At 63.0% G+C, this 17507-nt stretch carries 14 protein-coding genes; 6 read left to right on the forward strand and 8 right to left on the reverse strand.

Translation table 11 applies throughout. From position 1 onward, the window contains the following. Positions 1–10 precede the first annotated feature (10 nt). From carA to grpE, 5 genes are all read right to left on the reverse strand, one after another. A complete protein-coding gene (gene carA, locus PC358_RS17995) occupies positions 11–1147 on the reverse strand; it encodes a glutamine-hydrolyzing carbamoyl-phosphate synthase small subunit (RefSeq protein WP_033701601.1) in 1137 nt (378 codons plus the stop codon). 345 nt (positions 1148–1492) lie between these two features. After that, on the reverse strand, positions 1493–2299 hold the full coding sequence (gene dapB, locus PC358_RS18000; RefSeq protein ID WP_033701604.1) for a 4-hydroxy-tetrahydrodipicolinate reductase: 807 nt from the start codon (positions 2297–2299) through the stop codon (positions 1493–1495). A gap of 13 nt (positions 2300–2312) precedes the next feature. Further along, positions 2313–3437, reverse strand: a complete 1125-nt coding sequence (dnaJ, locus tag PC358_RS18005; RefSeq protein ID WP_033701606.1) for a molecular chaperone DnaJ — start codon at positions 3435–3437, stop codon at positions 2313–2315. A gap of 212 nt (positions 3438–3649) precedes the next feature. Beyond that, a complete protein-coding gene (gene dnaK / locus PC358_RS18010; RefSeq protein WP_033701608.1) occupies positions 3650–5575 on the reverse strand; it encodes a molecular chaperone DnaK in 1926 nt (641 codons plus the stop codon). Positions 5576–5677: 102 nt separating this feature from the next. Further along, on the reverse strand, positions 5678–6232 hold the full coding sequence (gene grpE / locus PC358_RS18015) for a nucleotide exchange factor GrpE (RefSeq protein ID WP_033701610.1): 555 nt from the start codon (positions 6230–6232) through the stop codon (positions 5678–5680). Positions 6233–6425: 193 nt separating this feature from the next. Here grpE and recN point away from each other — a divergent pair, with 193 nt between their 5' ends. After that, positions 6426–8099 carry a DNA repair protein RecN gene (gene recN / locus PC358_RS18020; RefSeq protein ID WP_033701611.1) on the forward strand — a complete coding sequence of 558 codons (1674 nt, stop codon included), beginning with the start codon at positions 6426–6428 and terminating at the stop codon, positions 8097–8099. 83 nt (positions 8100–8182) lie between these two features. On the opposite strand, the gene fur is transcribed toward recN, so the two are convergent. After that, positions 8183–8587, reverse strand: coding sequence for a ferric iron uptake transcriptional regulator (fur, locus tag PC358_RS18025; RefSeq protein WP_019470441.1), 405 nt, complete (start codon positions 8585–8587; stop codon positions 8183–8185). Between the two features lie 97 nt (positions 8588–8684). Between fur and bamE the strand changes: the two genes are divergently transcribed. Beyond that, positions 8685–9218: an outer membrane protein assembly factor BamE domain-containing protein gene (gene bamE, locus PC358_RS18030; RefSeq protein WP_033701613.1), complete on the forward strand. Its 534-nt coding sequence runs from the start codon at positions 8685–8687 to the stop codon at positions 9216–9218. A 60-nt stretch (positions 9219–9278) separates the two neighbouring features. On the opposite strand, the gene PC358_RS18035 is transcribed toward bamE, so the two are convergent. Then, entirely contained in the window at positions 9279–9713 is a 435-nt protein-coding gene (locus PC358_RS18035) for a type II toxin-antitoxin system RatA family toxin (protein WP_033701615.1), read from the reverse strand. Between the two features lie 163 nt (positions 9714–9876). On the opposite strand from PC358_RS18035, the gene smpB reads away from it, so the two are divergent. Then, the gene (smpB, locus tag PC358_RS18040; RefSeq protein WP_012312633.1) at positions 9877–10359 is read left to right on the forward strand and encodes an SsrA-binding protein SmpB; all 483 of its coding nucleotides are present in this window, start codon (positions 9877–9879) and stop codon (positions 10357–10359) included. 134 nt (positions 10360–10493) lie between these two features. Here the strand turns inward: smpB and PC358_RS18045 are convergent, their stop codons facing one another. Beyond that, entirely contained in the window at positions 10494–11261 is a 768-nt protein-coding gene (locus PC358_RS18045) for an FCD domain-containing protein (RefSeq protein WP_033701616.1), read from the reverse strand. Between the two features lie 255 nt (positions 11262–11516). On the opposite strand from PC358_RS18045, the gene PC358_RS18050 reads away from it, so the two are divergent. The 3 genes from PC358_RS18050 to PC358_RS18060 all read left to right on the forward strand — a co-directional run bounded on the left by PC358_RS18050 (position 11517) and on the right by PC358_RS18060 (position 17282). Beyond that, positions 11517–13187, forward strand: coding sequence for a lactate permease LctP family transporter (locus PC358_RS18050; RefSeq protein ID WP_033701618.1), 1671 nt, complete (start codon positions 11517–11519; stop codon positions 13185–13187). Positions 13188–13250: 63 nt separating this feature from the next. Beyond that, positions 13251–14396, forward strand: a complete 1146-nt coding sequence (gene lldD / locus PC358_RS18055; protein WP_033701621.1) for an FMN-dependent L-lactate dehydrogenase LldD — start codon at positions 13251–13253, stop codon at positions 14394–14396. Between the two features lie 75 nt (positions 14397–14471). Further along, on the forward strand, positions 14472–17282 hold the full coding sequence (locus PC358_RS18060; RefSeq protein ID WP_033701624.1) for an FAD-binding and (Fe-S)-binding domain-containing protein: 2811 nt from the start codon (positions 14472–14474) through the stop codon (positions 17280–17282). Positions 17283–17507 lie beyond the last annotated feature (225 nt).

Genomic DNA, 17507 nt, shown 5'->3' on the forward strand with positions numbered 1-17507 from the left:
TGCAGGATGCTCAGCGGCGCTTGGCCATGGCATCGATGAAACGATCGAACAGTGGCGCGACGTCAGTCGGGCCTGGGCTCGCTTCAGGGTGGCCCTGGAAGCTGAACGCGCTCTTGTCGGTGCGCTCGATGCCCTGCAGGGTACCGTCGAACAGCGACTTGTGGATGGCGCGGACGTTGCCCGGCAGCGTGGCTTCGTCAACGGCGAAACCGTGGTTCTGGCTGGTGATCATGACCACGCCGGTGTCCAGGTCCTGGACCGGGTGGTTGGCACCGTGGTGGCCGTGGCCCATCTTGACGGTCTTGGCGCCGGAGGCCAGGGCCAGCAGCTGGTGGCCGAGGCAGATACCGAATACCGGGATCTCGGTTTCAAGGACTTCCTTGATGGCCTGGATGGCGTAGTCGCAAGGCTCCGGATCACCAGGGCCGTTGGACAGGAACACGCCATCAGGGTTGAGTGCGAGCACTTCGCTGGCCGGGGTCTGGGCAGGCACCACGGTCACGCGGCAGCCACGAGCAACCAGCATGCGCAGGATGTTCAGCTTGACGCCGTAGTCGAAGGCGACCACGTGGTAAGGCAGCTCGGAAGCTTCCAGGGTCGGGTGGCTGTCGGTTTTCAGTTCCCACACGCTGGAGCGCCACTCGTAACGCTCTTTGGTGGAAACGACCTTGGCCAGGTCCATGCCCTTGAGGCCCGGGAAGGCGCGGGCAGCGGCGATGGCGGCTTCTTCGCTGATGTTGTCACCGGCGAGGATGCAGCCGTTCTGAGCGCCCTTTTCACGCAGGATACGGGTCAGGCGACGGGTGTCGATGCCGGCGATGGCGACGACGTTGTTGGCCTTGAGGTAGTCAGGCAGCGACTGGGTGTTACGCCAGTTGCTGGCCAGCAGCGGCAGGTCACGGATGACCAGGCCGGCAGACCAGACACGGTTCGACTCGGCGTCTTCCGGGGTGGTACCGGTGTTGCCGATGTGCGGATAGGTCAGGGTAACGATTTGCTGGGCGTAGGAAGGGTCTGTAAGGATTTCCTGGTAGCCGGTCATAGCGGTGTTGAACACCACCTCACCAACGGTCTGACCGTCGGCACCGATGGCTTCACCGCGAAAAATACTGCCGTCGGCAAGGGCGAGTATGGCTGGCTTTGTCAAGAAGACCTCCCGTAAATCAAGCATGAAAGGGCGATCGCAGGTTGCAAAAAAGCGGAGTGACGTATGGACACGTCACCCCGCTTTCATGTGCTGAATTCAATTCGCTGCGCGCTTTTAGTGGACACACTAAAGCTGTAGCTTACAGAAAAGTGCGTTTTCGGTCTACCGTATATGTGTCTCTAAAACACATGATTGCGACAGGCTGACCTCGCTGGCATTGGGGACCTGTAGGAGCGGCCTTGCGTCGCGAAAGGACTGCGCAGCAGTCCCGGGATTCCAGCGGCGCCGCTACACCCCGGGCCCGCTCTGCGACCCTTTCACGACACCAGACCGCTCCCACACAGATCAGTGCAGCCCCAGCACGTCCTGCATGTCGTACAGCCCCGGCTCACGCCCATCCAGCCACAGCGCGGCACGCACCGCACCCTTGGCGAAGGTCATGCGGCTCGAGGCCTTGTGGGTGATCTCCACCCGCTCGCCTTCGGCAGCGAACAGCACGGTGTGGTCACCCACCACGTCACCGGCACGCACGGTAGCGAAGCCGATGGTCTGGCGATCACGCGCACCGGTCTGGCCTTCGCGGCCATACACGGCCACTTCCTTCAGGTCACGCCCCAACGCCTGAGCCACCACTTCACCCATGCGCAGCGCAGTACCCGACGGCGCATCGACCTTGTGCCGGTGGTGCGCCTCGAGGATCTCGATGTCGACCTCGTCGCCCAGCACGCGCGCTGCGGTGTCCAGCAGCTTCAGGCACAGGTTGACGCCAACGCTGAAGTTGGCGGCAAAGACGATCGGGATATCCTTGCCCGCTTCGACCAGCAACGCTTTCTCTTCCGGCGTAAAGCCAGTAGTGCCAATGACCATGGCCTTGCCCGCCTTGCGGCAGAACGCGAGGTTCTTCAGGGTCACTGAAGGGTGCGTGAAGTCGATCAGCACGTCGAACTCGTCCACAACCTTGACCAAGTCGTCGGAGATCGGCACGCCAATACGACCCAAGGCCGCCAACTCCCCTGCATCAGCCCCTACCAGGCTGCTGTCAGGGCGATGGATCGCCGCCGTCAAACCCGCCTGAGGCGCTTGGTGCTGCACAGCTTCGACAAGGGTCTTGCCCATCCGCCCTGCCGCGCCCATTACCGCAATACGTCGCATAACCTGTTCCTTGTCAGAGATCGCCGAAGAAGCGCTTCACGCCATCGAACCAGCCATTGGCCTTGGGCGAATGGGAGCTGTCGCCTTCCAGCGAATCACGCAGCTCTTCGAGCAGCTCGCGCTGGCGACGGCTGAGGTTGACCGGGGTTTCCACCGCCACGCGGCACAGCAGGTCACCTGCCCCACCACCGCGAACCGGTGCCACACCTTTGCCGCGCAGACGGAACTGCTTGCCGGTCTGGGTGCCTTCCGGGATCTTCAGCTTCACCCGGCCATCGAGGGTCGGCACTTCCAGCTCGCCACCCAGGGCAGCGTCGGTGTAGCTGATTGGCACTTCGCAGTACAGGTGCTTGCCATCGCGCTGGAAGATCTCGTGCTCACGCACGTTGATGACCACGTACAGGTCGCCAGTCGGGCCACCATGGGTACCGGCCTCGCCCTCGCCCGACAGGCGAATGCGGTCACCGGTATCGACACCGGCCGGCACCTTGACCGACAGCGTCTTGTATTCCTCGACACGGCCTTCGCCGTGGCACGCGCCGCAAGGGTCGGTGATGATCTTGCCCTGGCCATGGCAGCGCGGGCAGGTCTGCTGCACCGAGAAGAAGCCTTGCTGCATGCGCACCTGGCCGATACCGCCGCAGGTCGGGCAGGTCGACGGGGTCGAGCCCTTCTTCGCACCGGAACCATCACAAGGGTTGCAGTTGACCAGGGTAGGAACGCGGATACTGACCGTGGTGCCACGCACCGCTTCTTCCAGGTTCAGCTCCAGGGTGTAACGCAGGTCGCTGCCACGCTGGGCGCCACCGCGCGAGCCGCCACGGCCGCCACCGAAGAAATCACTGAACACATCGCCGAAGATGTCGGAGAAGTTGGCACCACCGAAGCCGGCACCACCGCCACCCATGCTAGGGTCGACGCCGGCGTGACCATACTGGTCATAGGCCGCGCGCTTGCTGGCATCGGACAGCACTTCGTAGGCCTCGTTGGCCTCCTTGAACTGCTCTTCCGACTCCTTGTCGCCCGGGTTGCGGTCGGGGTGGTACTTCATCGCCAGGCGGCGATAGGCCTTTTTGAGATCACCTTCGTTGGCGCCACGCTCGACACCCAGGACCTCATAATAATCACGCTTTGCCATAGGTCATTTGCACTCTTGAGGGCGTTCGACAGAGCGCTGCGCATAGGCGCATGGGCGCTGTGCCGTAAGCACCTGCCGCGCGAATGCGTCCTGACAGATGCTGTAAAAATTCGCGTATTCCAGACACACCAACGCGGGAGCAAGCCCCCGCGCGGCGACATCCTACCAGCTCACCGCCAAACGGCGGTGAGCTGGCCGACAACATGCAAAAATTACTTCTTGTCGTCGCCTTTTACTTCTTCGAACTCGGCGTCAACCACGTCATCGTGCTTGGCTTCCGGTTCGGCCTGCTGCGCGCCGCCCTGAGGCTGTTCGGCTTGCTGCTCGGCGTACATCTTCTGAGCCACTGGCGCGGAGACCTTGGACAGCTCTTCGACCTTGGCTTCGATCGCGGCCTTGTCGTCGCCTTTGACAGCGGCTTCCAGGGCAACGACTGCCGCTTCGATGGCGGTTTTCTCTTCAGCGGTGACCTTGTCACCTGCATCAGCGACCATCTTGCGGGTCGAGTGAACCAGTGCATCACCCTGGTTACGGGCAGCGGCCAGCTCTTCGAACTTGCGGTCTTCCTCGGCGTTGGCCTCGGCGTCACGCACCATGCGCTCGATTTCGTCATCGGACAGGCCGGAGTTGGCCTTGATCACGATCGACTGGGTCTTGCCGGTGGCCTTGTCTTTCGCGCCGACGTGCAGGATGCCGTTGGCGTCGATGTCGAAGGTCACTTCGATCTGTGGAACACCGCGTGGTGCTGGCGGGATCTCGGCCAGGTCGAACTTGCCCAGCGACTTGTTGCTCGAAGCCTGCTTACGCTCACCTTGCAGCACGTGAATGGTCACGGCGCTCTGGTTGTCGTCGGCAGTCGAGAACACCTGCGACTTCTTGGTCGGGATGGTGGTGTTCTTCTCGATCAGCGCAGTCATCACGCCACCCATGGTTTCGATACCCAAGGTCAGCGGGCTGACGTCCAGCAGCAGTACGTCTTTCACGTCACCGGCCAATACAGCACCCTGGATAGCGGCGCCCATGGCGACGGCTTCGTCCGGGTTGACGTCCTTGCGGGCTTCCTTGCCGAAGAAGTCGGCAACGGTTTTCTGTACCAGCGGCATACGGGTCTGGCCGCCGACCAGGATCACGTCGTCGATCTTGCTGGCGTCGATGCCGGCATCTTTCAGCGCGATGCGGCAAGGCTCGATGGTGCGCTGCACCAGGCCTTCAACCAGCGACTCCAGCTTGGCGCGGGAGATTTTCACGTTCAAGTGCTTAGGACCGGTGGCATCTGCAGTGATGTACGGCAGGTTGACGTCGGTCTGCTGCGCGGACGACAGCTCGATCTTGGCCTTTTCAGCGGCTTCTTTCAGGCGCTGCATGGCCAGCGGGTCGCCCTTCAGGTTCATGCCGGACTCTTTCTTGAACTCCTCGACGAGGTAGTCAATCAGCAGCATGTCGAAGTCTTCGCCACCCAGGAAGGTGTCGCCGTTGGTAGCCAGTACTTCAAACTGGTGCTCACCGTCGACTTCGGCGATTTCGATGACCGAAACGTCGAAGGTACCGCCACCCAGGTCATAAACGATGACAGTGTGGTCACCCTTGGCTTTGTCCATGCCATAGGCCAGTGCCGCAGCGGTCGGTTCGTTGATGATGCGCTTTACGTCCAAGCCCGCGATGCGGCCGGCGTCTTTGGTGGCCTGACGCTGGCTGTCGTTGAAGTAGGCCGGCACGGTGATGACCGCTTCAGTGACAGGCTCGCCGAGGTAGTCTTCGGCGGTCTTCTTCATCTTTTTCAGGACTTCGGCGCTGATTTGCGGCGGCGCCATTTTCTGGCCGTTGACTTCGACCCAGGCGTCACCGTTGTCGGCCTTGGCGATTTTGTACGGAACCAGCTCGATGTCTTTTTGCACCACTTGCTCTTCGAAGCGACGGCCAATCAGGCGCTTCACTGCGAACAGGGTGTTGTGCGGATTGGTGACAGCCTGACGCTTGGCAGACTGGCCTACCAGGATTTCGCCATCGTTGGCATAGGCCACGATCGAAGGGGTAGTACGCGCACCTTCGGCGTTTTCGATGACTTTGACGTTACCGTTTTCCAGGATGGAGACGCACGAGTTGGTGGTCCCCAGGTCGATACCGATGATTTTACCCATGTTAACTCTCCCGAAACTTGAATTTGGTTAGCAGCGACTACTTTGGCCAACTGCGGTAATACTTGAAGGCTTGACACCTAGATGGGGTTGCCCCGACAGATTTCAAGCCTTTTCATTGATCGAAGGCTGAGCGGCGCTCGGCGCCTTGCTGACCACCACCATGGCGGGGCGCAGCAGGCGGCCGTTGAGCAGGTAGCCCTTCTGGAACACCTTGAGCACGCTGTTAGGCTCGACCTCGGCGCTTTCTTCCATGGCCATGGCCTGGTGGTGCTCGGCATTGAACGGTTCGCCGTGCGGGTCGACAGCCTCGAGGTTGTAGCGCTTGAGGGTGTCGTGGAACATCTTCAGGGTCAGCTCGATGCCTTCACGCATCGGCTTGATGCTTTCGTCGTCGGCATTGGACAGTTCCAGGCCGCGCTCCAGGCTGTCGATCACCGGCAACAGGTCGCCAGCGAATTTTTCCAGGGCGAACTTGTGCGCCTTCTCGACATCCTGCTCGGCGCGACGGCGCACGTTCTGCAAGTCGGCAACGGCGCGCAGCGACTGATCCTTGGCGGCGGCCAGCTGTTCCTCGAGCTCCAGAACACGGGCGCCGACATCTGCTGCACCAGTCTCTTCGACGTTAAGGTCTTTCTCATTCAGCTGTTCGTCAGCCATTGGGTCTCTCCTGCGCAGATTTCTGGATTGCGAGCCAGGCTCGCCTTTGTTGTCGGCTATATGGGGCCGGAAAAACCAGCTTCAAGGGGCAACATGGTTTTCCCGGGCGGATGAGAATGTGCGAGCGGGCATTGTCAGGGTAGAAAAAAGTACTGTATAAATAACCAGACCTGACCCTTCGGGAGCCGCCCCCATGCTGCTGCACCTGTCTATTCACAACTACGCCATCGTCGAGCACCTTGACCTCGAACTTGCCCGCGGCATGTCCGTCATCACCGGCGAGACCGGCGCAGGCAAATCGATCATGCTCGACGCCCTCGGCCTGGCCCTCGGCGACCGTGCGGACAGCGGCGTGGTGCGCCCCGGCGCAGACAAGGCAGACATCCTCGCCACCTTCGACCTGGCAGATATCCCCGAAGCGCGCACCTGGCTTGCCGAGCGCGACCTGGACAACGACGGCCCGTGCATCCTGCGCCGGGTGATCACCGCCGAAGGCCGCAGCCGCGGCTACATCAATGGCACGCCCTGCCCGCTGGGCGACTTGAAGTCGCTCGGCGAGCTGTTGATCGACATCCACAGCCAGCACGAGCACCAGTCGCTGCTCAAGACCGACACCCATCGGCGCCTGCTGGACGAGTACGCCGGCGCCATCGACCTGGCCCGCCAGGTGCAACTGGCTGCCAAACGCTGGAACCAGACCCGCCTGGAGCTGGAGCGCCTGTCCAATTCAGGTGACGAGCAGCGCGCCCGCCACCAGCTGCTCAGCTATCAGCTGGAAGAGCTGGACAACCTCGGCCTGGGCGAAAACGAGCTGGAGCAGCTGGAGCAGGAACACAAGAACCTGACCAATGCCGAGGCCCTGTTCGGCATCTGCCGCCAGGTCATCGACCAGTGCAGCGAGAGCGACTCGGGCAATGTGCTCAGCGCCCTCACCGCCAGCCTCAACCGGCTGGGCGCCGCCAGCAACTCACCGAAGGCCTTGGGCGAGGCCGCCAACCTGATCGCCAGTGCGCAGATTCAGGTCGAAGAAGCCGTGGGCGAGCTCAACCGCTTCCTCGATCACTTCGACGCCGACCCAATGCGCCTGCAGGCCCTGGAAGAACGCCTCGACACTATCTATACCCTGGCCCGCAAGCACCGCGTGCACCCCACCGAACTGCCCCACCTGCAGCAACGGTTGATGGAAGAGCTGGAAGGCCTGAACGCCAGCGACGAGTCGATCGAGCGCCTGGGCGAAGAACTGGCGGCCTATGCCCAGCATTACAAGGAACGGGCGCGCGAACTGAGCGCCTTGCGCCAGCAGGCCGCCCAGCAACTGGCGGTGGCCGTGGAACTGGAGGTCCAGCGCCTGGGCATGCCGGGCGGGCGCTTCTGTATCGAACTGATCCCTAACGAGGGCAACGACCTGTCGCCCCACGGCCTGGAGCAGATCGAACTGCTGGTAAGCGCCAACCCGGGGCAACCGCTCAAAGGCCTGGCGAAAGTGGCCTCGGGCGGTGAGCTGTCACGCATCAGCCTGGCCATCCAGGTGATTACCGCGCAGACCTCACGCATCCCTACCCTGGTCTTCGACGAAGTGGACGTCGGCATCGGCGGCCCCACCGCCGAAATCGTCGGGCAACTGCTGCGCCGGCTGGGTGAACGCGGCCAGGTACTGACCGTGACCCACCTGCCGCAGGTCGCGGCGCAAGGGCACCACCACCTGTTCGTGCACAAGGTGCGCCACAGCGACACCACCCACACGGCGGTGGCCAGCCTGGGCAAACGCGAACGGGTCGAGGAAGTGGCGCGCATGCTCGGCGGCATCGACCTCACCAAGGAATCCCTGGCGCATGCGCGCAAGATGGTGGTCAGCGGCAAGGCGTGAGCCGTGCCCCCAGCATTTTCCTGCAGCACAAAGCACAAAGGCGACCCGAAGGTCGCCTTTGCTATTTATAACGATCGAAATCGTTACTTTTTCTTACGCACGTACAGGACCAGATTGTGGTCCACCAGCTCGAAGCCATGCTCGGCCACGATCTCGCGCTGACGCTTCTCGATTTCAGCGTCCATGAACTCGATGACTTCGCTGGTTTCCACGTTGACCATGTGGTCGTGGTGACCGCCATCCGCCAGCTCGAAGACTGCGTGGCCGCCGTCGAAGTTGTGGCGAACCACCAGACCCGCCGCTTCGAACTGGGTCAGCACGCGGTAGACGGTGGCCAGGCCAACGTCCTCACCAGCTTCCATCAAGGCCTTGTACACATCCTCGGCACTCATGTGACGCTGCTCGGTAGAGTCGAGCATCTGAAGGATCTTTACTCGAGGCAGGGTAACCTTGAGACCGGCTTTGCGTAATTCGCTATTTTCAACCATGGTCAGCTTTCTCGCCGATGCTGCTTCGCAGCTTCTCTTAATACGGGTATGATCGGGGTTTACGTTGTCCAGCCAAGATAGTGGAAGTCGCCCACCGATGCAAAACACCAAGCTCTTGCTAACCAGCCTCACCCTAGTGGGACTGCTCGCACTCGCCGGTTGCTCGTTTCCCGGGGTTTACAAAATCGACATCCAGCAGGGCAATGTCGTCACGCAGGACATGATAGACCAATTACGCCCGGGAATGACCCGACGGCAAGTAAGGTTTATCATGGGCAACCCCCTGATTCAGGATACGTTCAACACCAACCGTTGGGACTACCTGTACAGCCTGCAACCTGGTGGCGGAAAACGCCAGCAAGAGCGCATGAGCATTTTCTTCAACGAGGGCGACCAACTGGTCAGCCTGTCGGGCGACTTCATGCCAGGGGTGAGCCGCGACCAGGAAATCCTCGGTGGCAGCAGCGACACCACTGTCAGCCCTGCGGCTCAGCCAGAGCAGGCTACGCCTCAGCCTGAAGAGAAACCGGCCAAGCCGGGTTCGGTGGAAGAGTCCATCCAGCGCGAAATCGACACCATCGAGGCCACGCCGGTCCCGACGCCAGCACCGCTGGAAACCTCCCCGCAATAAACGCGGGTGGCATTAAAAAGCCCGGGCCTAGGCCCGGGCTTTTTCGTTTGCGGCCAGCACTCAGCTATTCAGCTGCTTGGCACGCTGGCAGAAGGCATCGACCAGGGTGTTGGCAGCCTGATTGAACAGCGGCCCCAATGTGGCGCGCACCAAGGGGCCGGCATAGTCGAAGGACAGGTCCAGGCTGATTTTGCAGGCCTTCTCGCCCAATGGCTTGAACACCCACACACCATGCAGCTGGGAGAACGGCCCCTCCTCCAGGTTCATTTCGATGGATTGGCCCGGCACCAGCACATTGCGCGTGACGAAATGCTGGCTCATGCCGCCCTTGGCCACTTCGAGCTTGGCCCGCATGTGCGTGTCGCTGGCCTCGATCACGGTAGCGGCAGAGCACCACGGCAGGAACTGCGGGTAGCTGGCCACGTCATTGACCAGATCATAGAGCGCCTGGGCGGGATACGGCAGCAGGGCGGAGCGTTGAATATGGGTAGTCATCCAGGCGTCACTTCCAAGGCTGGGTGGCGGCGCTTCGCAGCGTGCCGAAAACAGGTTCTGTACCTACGACAGGGCCTGTATTGTCCGGTATTCATTGCGGTGGCTCAAGCACACCGAAATCCCATAGCCGACGACGCATCGAGTTGCCTATAATGCCGCCCCTATGGCTAAACAAAAGAAACATCCGACCGGGACCATCGCGCAAAACAAGAAAGCGCGACACGATTACTTCATCGAACACAAGTTCGAGGCCGGGCTGGTCCTGTCCGGTTGGGAAGTAAAGAGCCTGCGGGCCGGCAAGGCGCACCTGACCGACAGCTACGTGCTGCTCAAGGATGGCGAAGCCTGGCTGTTCGGCAGCCACATCACCCCGCTGACCACGGCCAGCACCCACGTCATCGCCGACCCCATCCGCTCGCGCAAGCTGCTGCTGAACAAGCGCGAGCTGGAGCGTGTGGAAGCGGCGGTGGCGCAGAAGGGCTACACCTGTGTGGCCTTGGCGCTGTACTGGAGCAAGCACCTGATCAAGTGCGAGATCGCGCTTGGCAAGGGCAAGAAGGAATTCGACAAGCGCGACACCGTGCGCGAACGCGATTCCAACCGCGAGCTGCAGCGTGCCGTGCGGAACAAGGGCAAGGAAGACTAGCTCTTCTTTAGCCTGTGCGGGCCTCTTCGCGGGGCAAGCCCGCTCCCACAGTTAACCCACTGCCTTCAAATTCGGTGGGTTACGTGTGGGAGCGGGCTTGCCCCGCGAAGAGGCCGGTACTGCAAACGCAGACCTCAGCGTCCGCTGCGTCGCTCTGCCCGCGCCACGCGCTGCGCCTCTTCGTGCGCCTCTTCCAGCACCTCCTGCACATACAGAATGTGCCGGCTGGAAACCTCCCGCGCCTCCTCCGCCCTGCCCTCGACAATCGCCAGGTACAGCTCCCGGTGCTGACTGATCAGCATGTCCCGGGTTTCGGTCCGCTGTTGGTACATGCCGCCGATGTTGGTCACCACGTTGCGCTTGAGCAGGTCGAACAAGCCGCGGATGGTATGCAGCAAGACCGCGTTATGGCTGGCCTCGGCAATCGCCAGGTGAAAGCGCGCATCCGCTGCGCCCTCCTCTGCCCGCGTCACTTGGTCAACCCGGGTATAGCAGTCCTGCAGCGTGTCGAAGGCTGCCTTGAGCCGGGCACGGTCCGGCTCGGTGGCGCGCTGGGCCGCGTAATACGCGCAGGACGCCTCCAAGGTATGGCGAAACTCAAGCAGGTCGCGCTGCGCCTCGGGGCTGTGCTCCAGCAACTGCAACAGCGGGTCGCTGAACGTCGAGCCCAGTGACTCGGCGACGTAATTGCCACCGCCCTGGCGGCTGATCAGCAGCCCCTTGGCCACCAGCTTCTGGATGGCCTCACGCAGTGACGGGCGCGACACACCGAACTGCTCGGCCAGAACGCGCTCGGCCGGCAGCCGCTGGCCCGAGGTCAGCGTGCCTTCGAGAATCATCCCTTCCAACCGATCGACGATGTCGTCGGACAGGCGCCGTTGGCGGACCTGATCAAAAACCATCACATGCTCTCCACAAACCCCCGGCAAATATCAGGGGGCGCCTATTCTCGCCGATCCGCGCTGCACACACACCCATCACCCGGTGTTTTTCCAAGCTCATCAGACGCCCGCTCATCGGCACGCGACGAAAGTTTTGTGTCGGACAAATTGACACACCCACGACAGCGCTTTTAACCTAGCGCCCAGACATTGTAAATTGGTCTTACCAATTATCCAATGCCAGTGCTGACCAACAACAATTAGGGGCCACCCCATATGCAAACCTGGCAACAACTCTATAGCCCGCTTGGTAGTCTCGGCCTGTCCGCACTGGCGGCGGTCATCCCTATCGTGTTCTTCTTCCTTGCCCTGGCCGTGTTCCGCCTCAAAGGCCACGTCGCCGGCAGCATCACCCTCGGGTTGTCGATACTGGTGGCGATCTTCGCCTTCCAGATGCCTGTCGACATGGCCTTGGCCGCCGCGGGTTACGGCTTCCTCTACGGCCTCTGGCCGATTGCCTGGATCATCGTTGCCGCGGTGTTCCTGTACAAACTCACGGTCAAGAGCGGCCAGTTCGAAGTCATCCGCAGCTCGGTGCTGTCGATCACCGACGACCAGCGCCTGCAAGTGCTGCTGATCGGCTTCTGCTTCGGTGCCTTCCTGGAGGGCGCGGCCGGCTTCGGCGCACCGGTGGCCATCACGGCCGCCTTGCTGGTGGGCCTGGGCTTCAACCCGCTGTACGCCGCCGGCCTGTGCCTGATCGCCAACACCGCACCGGTCGCCTTCGGCGCGCTGGGCATCCCGATCATCGTCGCCGGCCAGGTGACGGGCATCGACGCCTTCCACATCGGTGCCATGACCGGCCGCCAGCTGCCGCTGCTGTCGCTGTTCGTGCCGTTCTGGCTGGTGTTCATGATGGACGGCGTGCGGGGCGTGAAGGAGACCTGGCCTGCAGCCCTGGTCGCCGGCCTGAGCTTTGCCGTGACCCAGTACTTCACCTCGAACTTCATCGGCCCAGAGCTGCCCGACATCACCTCGGCCCTGGCCAGCCTGATCTGCCTGACCCTGTTCCTGAAAGTCTGGCAGCCCAAGCGCTCGTTCGCGCAAGCCAAGGGCAGCGTCGGCGCCGCGGTCGTGCAATCAAGCGGCAGCCAGCCGAGCCCGTACAGCTTCGGCGAGATCTTCAAGGCCTGGTCGCCGTTCCTGATCCTCACCGTGCTGGTCACCATCTGGACCTTGAAACCGTTCAAGGCCGCGTTCGCGCCGGGCGGTGCGATGTACAACTTCGTGTTCAACTTCGCCATCCCGCACCTTGACCAGCTGGTGATCAAGACCGCGCCGATCGTTGCCGCGCCGACCGCCATGCCAGCGGTGTTCAAGCTCGACCCGATCTCCGCCACCGGCACCGCGATCTTCCTCTCGGCGCTGATCTCCATGGCGGTGCTGAAGATCAACTTCAAAACTGGTCTTACCACTTTCAAAGAGACGTTCTGGGAGCTGCGCTGGCCGATCCTGTCGATTGGTATGGTGCTGGCCTTCGCCTTCGTCACCAACTACTCGGGCATGTCCTCGACCATGGCCCTGGTATTGGCTGGCACCGGCGCCGCGTTCCCGTTCTTCTCGCCGTTCCTCGGCTGGCTGGGCGTGTTCCTGACCGGCTCGGACACCTCGTCCAATGCCCTGTTCAGCTCGCTGCAAGCCACCACCGCGCACCAGATCGGGGTCAACGACACCCTGCTGGTGGCCGCCAACACCAGCGGCGGCGTGACCGGCAAGATGATCTCGCCACAATCCATTGCCGTGGCCTGCGCCGCCACCGGCCTGGTGGGCAAGGAGTCCGACCTGTTCCGCTTCACCGTCAAGCACAGCCTGTTCTTCGCCACCATCGTGGGCCTGATCACCTTGGTCCAGGCTTACTGGCTGACCGGCATGCTGGTTCATCACTAAAGTGAAAGGGGCCGGGCGCCAAGGCGCGCCCGGCGTTCCCCTCAAGCAACGCTGCGAGAATCCATGATCATTTCCGCCTCTACCGACTATCGCGCCGCGGCCCAACGCAAGCTGCCCCCCTTCCTCTTCCACTACGCCGACGGCGGCGCCTACGCCGAGCACACGCTGCGCCACAACGTCTCGGACCTGGCCAGCATCGCCCTGCGCCAGCGCGTGTTGAAGAACATGTCCGAGCTCAGCCTGGAAACCCAGCTGTTCGACGAAACCCTGAGCATGCCCGTGGCCCTGGCCCCGGTCGGCCTGACCGGCATGTACGCCCGCCGTGGCGAAGTGCAGGCGGCACGCGCCGCAGCAGCCCATGGCATCCCGTTCACCATGTCCACCGTGTCGGTGTGCCCGATCGAAGAAGTGGCCCCGGCCATCAACCGGCCGATGTGGTTCCAGTTGTATGTGCTCAAGGACCGCGGCTTCATGCGCAATGCGCTGGAGCGGGCCAAGGCGGCCGGGGTCAAGACCTTGGTGTTCACCGTCGACATGCCCGTGCCCGGCGCCCGCTACCGCGACGCCCACTCCGGCATGAGCGGCCGTAACGGCCCGATGCGCCGCGTACTGCAAGCCATGACCCACCCCGAGTGGGCCTGGGACGTCGGCGTGATGGGCCGCCCGCACGACCTCGGCAACATCTCCAAATACCGTGGTAACCCCACCGGCCTTGCCGACTACATCGGCTGGCTGGGCAACAACTTCGACCCGTCGATCTCCTGGAAAGACCTGGAGTGGATCCGCGACTTCTGGGAGGGCCCGATGATCATCAAGGGCATCCTCGATGCCGACGACGCCCGTGACGCGGTCAAGTTCGGCGCCGATGGCATCGTCGTGTCCAACCATGGCGGCCGCCAGCTCGACGGCGTGCTGTCCAGCGCCCGCGCGCTGCCGGCGATTGCCGATGCGGTCAAGGGCGAGCTGAAGATTCTCGCCGACTCCGGCATCCGCAGCGGCCTCGACGTGGTGCGCATGATCGCCATGGGCGCCGACACCGTGCTGATTGGCCGCGCCTTCCTCTGGGCGCTGGCCGTGCATGGCGAGGCCGGGGTGAAAAACCTGCTCGAACTGTTCGAGAAGGAAATGCGCGTGGCCATGGTGCTCACCGGCGCCAAGTCGATCAGCGAGATCACCCGCGACTCGCTAGTCCGCGAACTGGGCGCCTGAACGCCTGCACGAAACACCGCCTGATTGACCGGGGCATGCGGCGCACCAGACGCCGCGGCCCCGCGAGGAGATTGCATGAGCCTGCCCGCCGCGTTCCTGCGTGATGCCGAGCGCCTGATACCCGCCGAACGCCGTTTCGACGACCCCACCTCCACCCTGGCCTTTGGCACCGATGCCAGCTTTTATCGGCTGATCCCCAAGCTGGTGGTGCGCGTCGAGTCCGAGGACGAAGTGGTCGGCCTGCTGCAACTGGCCCAGCGCGAGCGCGTGCCGGTGACCTTCCGCGCGGCCGGCACCAGCTTGTCTGGGCAGGCCATCAGCGACTCGGTGCTGATTGTGCTCGGCGACAACTGGAACGGCCGCGAAATCCGTGGCCAGGGCGAGCAGATCCGCCTGCAGCCCGGTGTGATCGGCGCCCAGGCCAACGCCTGGCTGGCACCGTTCGGGCGCAAGATCGGCCCGGACCCCGCCTCGATCAATGCCTGCAAGATCGGCGGCATCGTCGCCAACAACGCCAGCGGCATGTGCTGCGGCACCGCGCAAAACACCTACCACACCCTGGCCGGCCTGCGCCTGGTGCTGGCCGACGGCACCCGCCTGGACAGCGAAGACCCGGCCAGCGTCAGCGCCTTCGAGCACAGCCACGCCGACCTGCTCGAAGCACTGGCGCGCCTGGGCCGTGAAACCCGCGCCAACACCGAACTGGCTGACCGCATCCGCCACAAGTACCGGCTGAAGAACACCACCGGCCTGTCCCTCAATGCCCTGGTGGACTACGACCAGCCGCTCGACATCCTGCAGCACCTGCTGGTCGGGTCTGAAGGCACGCTGGGCTTCATCAGCGCCGTCACCTACGACACCGTGCCCGACCACCCGCACAAAGCCAGCGCCTTGCTGGTCTTCCCCAGCGTCGAAAGCTGCTGCCGCGCGGTCACCCTGTTCAAGCGCCAGCCGGTGTCTGCCGTAGAGCTGCTCGACCGGCGCAGCCTGCGTTCGGTGCAGAACATGCCCGGCATGCCGCTGTGGGTAAAAGGCCTGTCAGACAATGCCTGCGCGCTGCTGATCGAGTCCCGCGCGGCCAGCCAGACGCTGCTGCATGAGCAACTGCAGCAGGTGATGGCGTCGATTGCCGAGTTCCCGCTGGAGCAGAAGGTCGAGTTCAGCGAAGACCCGGCGGTGTACAACCAGCTGTGGAAAATCCGCAAAGACACCTTCCCCGCCGTCGGCGCCGTGCGCCAGACCGGCACCACGGTGATCATCGAAGACGTGACCTTCCCCATCGAGCAACTGGCCGAGGGCGTCAACCGCCTGATCCAGCTGTTCGACAAGCACCACTACGACGAAGCGATCATTTTCGGCCATGCCCTGGAGGGCAACCTGCACTTCGTCTTCACCCAAGGCTTCAACAGCGCCGAGGAAGTGAAGCGTTACCAAGCCTTCATGGACGACGTGGCCCAGCTGGTGGCCGTGGAGTTCGGTGGCTCGCTGAAGGCCGAGCACGGCACCGGCCGCAACATGGCGCCGTTCGTGGAGCTGGAGTGGGGCCATGACGCGTACCAGTTGATGTGGGCGCTGAAGCGCCTGCTCGACCCCAACGGCATCCTCAACCCCGATGTGGTGCTGAGCGAAGACCGCGATATCCACCTGAAAAACCTCAAGCCGCTGCCGGCCGCCGATGAAATCGTCGACAAGTGCATCGAGTGTGGCTTCTGCGAACCGGTGTGCCCGTCCAAGGGACTGACCCTGAGCCCGCGCCAGCGCATCGTCATGTGGCGTGATATCCAGGCCAAGAAACGCGCCAGCGTCGATACCCGAGCGCTGCTCAAGACCTACCAATACCAAGGCCTCGACACCTGCGCCGCCACCGGCCTGTGCGCCCAGCGCTGCCCGGTCGGCATCAACACCGGCGAGCTGGTGAAGAAGCTGCGCAGCCAGGCCGCCGAGCACGACAAGGCCGCCGACTGGCTGGCCGACCACTTCCACACGGCACTGAGCGGTGCCCGCCTGACCCTGACCGCCGCCAACACCGCCCGCAAGCTGCTCGGCGCCCCGCGCCTGGGCCGCTTGAGCACAGCGTTGAGCAAAGCCAGCAAAGGCCGGCTGCCGCAGTGGACCCCGGCCATGCCACAGCCCCTGCGCAGCATCGACTTTGGCCCGGCGAGCCATGATGCCCGGCCACGGGTGGTGTACCTGGCGGCTTGCGTGTCACGCGTGATGGGGCCGGCCTATGCAGACCGGGAGCAAAGCTCATTGCTGGACAAGACCCGCGGGCTGCTGGAGAAGGCCGGTTACCAAGTGGTGTTTCCGGAGAATGCCGACAGCCTGTGCTGTGGGCAGCCGTTTGCGTCCAAGGGGTACCCGGAGCAGGCTGAGCACAAGCGCCAGGAGCTGATCAACGCCCTGCTGCATGCCAGCCGCGGAGGGCTTGACCCGATCTACTGCGATACCAGCCCGTGTACCTTGCGCCTGGTTCAGGACCTTGGGGAAACCCGCCTGGACCTGTACGACCCGGTGCGCTTCATTCGTAGCCATCTGCTGGACAGGCTGGAGTTCACCCCGCAGGAAGAGCCGGTGGCGGTGCATGTGACCTGCAGCACCCAGCATTTGGGGGAAAGCCAGGCGCTGATCGACCTGGCGCGGCGGTGCAGCAAGCAGGTGGTGATTCCGGAAGGGATTCACTGTTGTGGGTTTGCCGGGGACAAGGGGTTTACCACCCCGGAGCTCAATGCACATTCGCTGCGGAGCTTGAAGGATGCGGTGCAGTATTGCAGTGAAGGGATTTCTACCAGCCGCACCTGTGAGATTGGATTGTCCAGCCATAGTGGTATTGATTATCACGGGTTGGTTTACCTGGTGGATCGGGTGACGCGGGCGCGTAGTATCTGAAGCATGAGATGGCGTTATGGCTGACAGGTGTTCGCCAATGCATGTTCAGCGCCTATGAGATCGAGCGCCGCCCGCGCGGCGCATCGCGACGCAAGGCCGCTCCTACATTTGTTTCGGGCCAGTGAGGCCTGTGCCATTGGCGCGCGACCGCCTTGTTTGTACGACGCGATATCGAGGCGGGCACCAAGGGGTCGCGCGCCAATGCCTCTGGAATAACTGGCCCGA

The organism is Pseudomonas capeferrum, assembly GCF_000731675.1.
GTDB classification, from domain to species: Bacteria; Pseudomonadota; Gammaproteobacteria; order Pseudomonadales; family Pseudomonadaceae; genus Aquipseudomonas; species Aquipseudomonas capeferrum.

Bases quoted from the DNA above. Each gene is read 5' to 3' on its own strand.
- PC358_RS18035 (WP_033701615.1), bottom strand. From the start codon at position 9,713: ATGACTACCCATATTCAACGCTCCGCCCTGCTGCCGTATCCCGCCCAG.
- lldD (WP_033701621.1), top strand. From the start codon at position 13,251: ATGATCATTTCCGCCTCTACCGACTATCGCGCCGCGGCCCAACGCAAG.
- bamE (WP_033701613.1), top strand. From the start codon at position 8,685: ATGCAAAACACCAAGCTCTTGCTAACCAGCCTCACCCTAGTGGGACTG.
- dapB (WP_033701604.1), bottom strand. From the start codon at position 2,299: ATGCGACGTATTGCGGTAATGGGCGCGGCAGGGCGGATGGGCAAGACC.
- PC358_RS18060 (WP_033701624.1), top strand. From the start codon at position 14,472: ATGAGCCTGCCCGCCGCGTTCCTGCGTGATGCCGAGCGCCTGATACCC.
- fur (WP_019470441.1), bottom strand. From the start codon at position 8,587: ATGGTTGAAAATAGCGAATTACGCAAAGCCGGTCTCAAGGTTACCCTG.
- PC358_RS18050 (WP_033701618.1), top strand. From the start codon at position 11,517: ATGCAAACCTGGCAACAACTCTATAGCCCGCTTGGTAGTCTCGGCCTG.
- PC358_RS18045 (WP_033701616.1), bottom strand. From the start codon at position 11,261: ATGGTTTTTGATCAGGTCCGCCAACGGCGCCTGTCCGACGACATCGTC.
- smpB (WP_012312633.1), top strand. From the start codon at position 9,877: ATGGCTAAACAAAAGAAACATCCGACCGGGACCATCGCGCAAAACAAG.
- recN (WP_033701611.1), top strand. From the start codon at position 6,426: ATGCTGCTGCACCTGTCTATTCACAACTACGCCATCGTCGAGCACCTT.
- grpE (WP_033701610.1), bottom strand. From the start codon at position 6,232: ATGGCTGACGAACAGCTGAATGAGAAAGACCTTAACGTCGAAGAGACT.
- dnaK (WP_033701608.1), bottom strand. From the start codon at position 5,575: ATGGGTAAAATCATCGGTATCGACCTGGGGACCACCAACTCGTGCGTC.
- dnaJ (WP_033701606.1), bottom strand. From the start codon at position 3,437: ATGGCAAAGCGTGATTATTATGAGGTCCTGGGTGTCGAGCGTGGCGCC.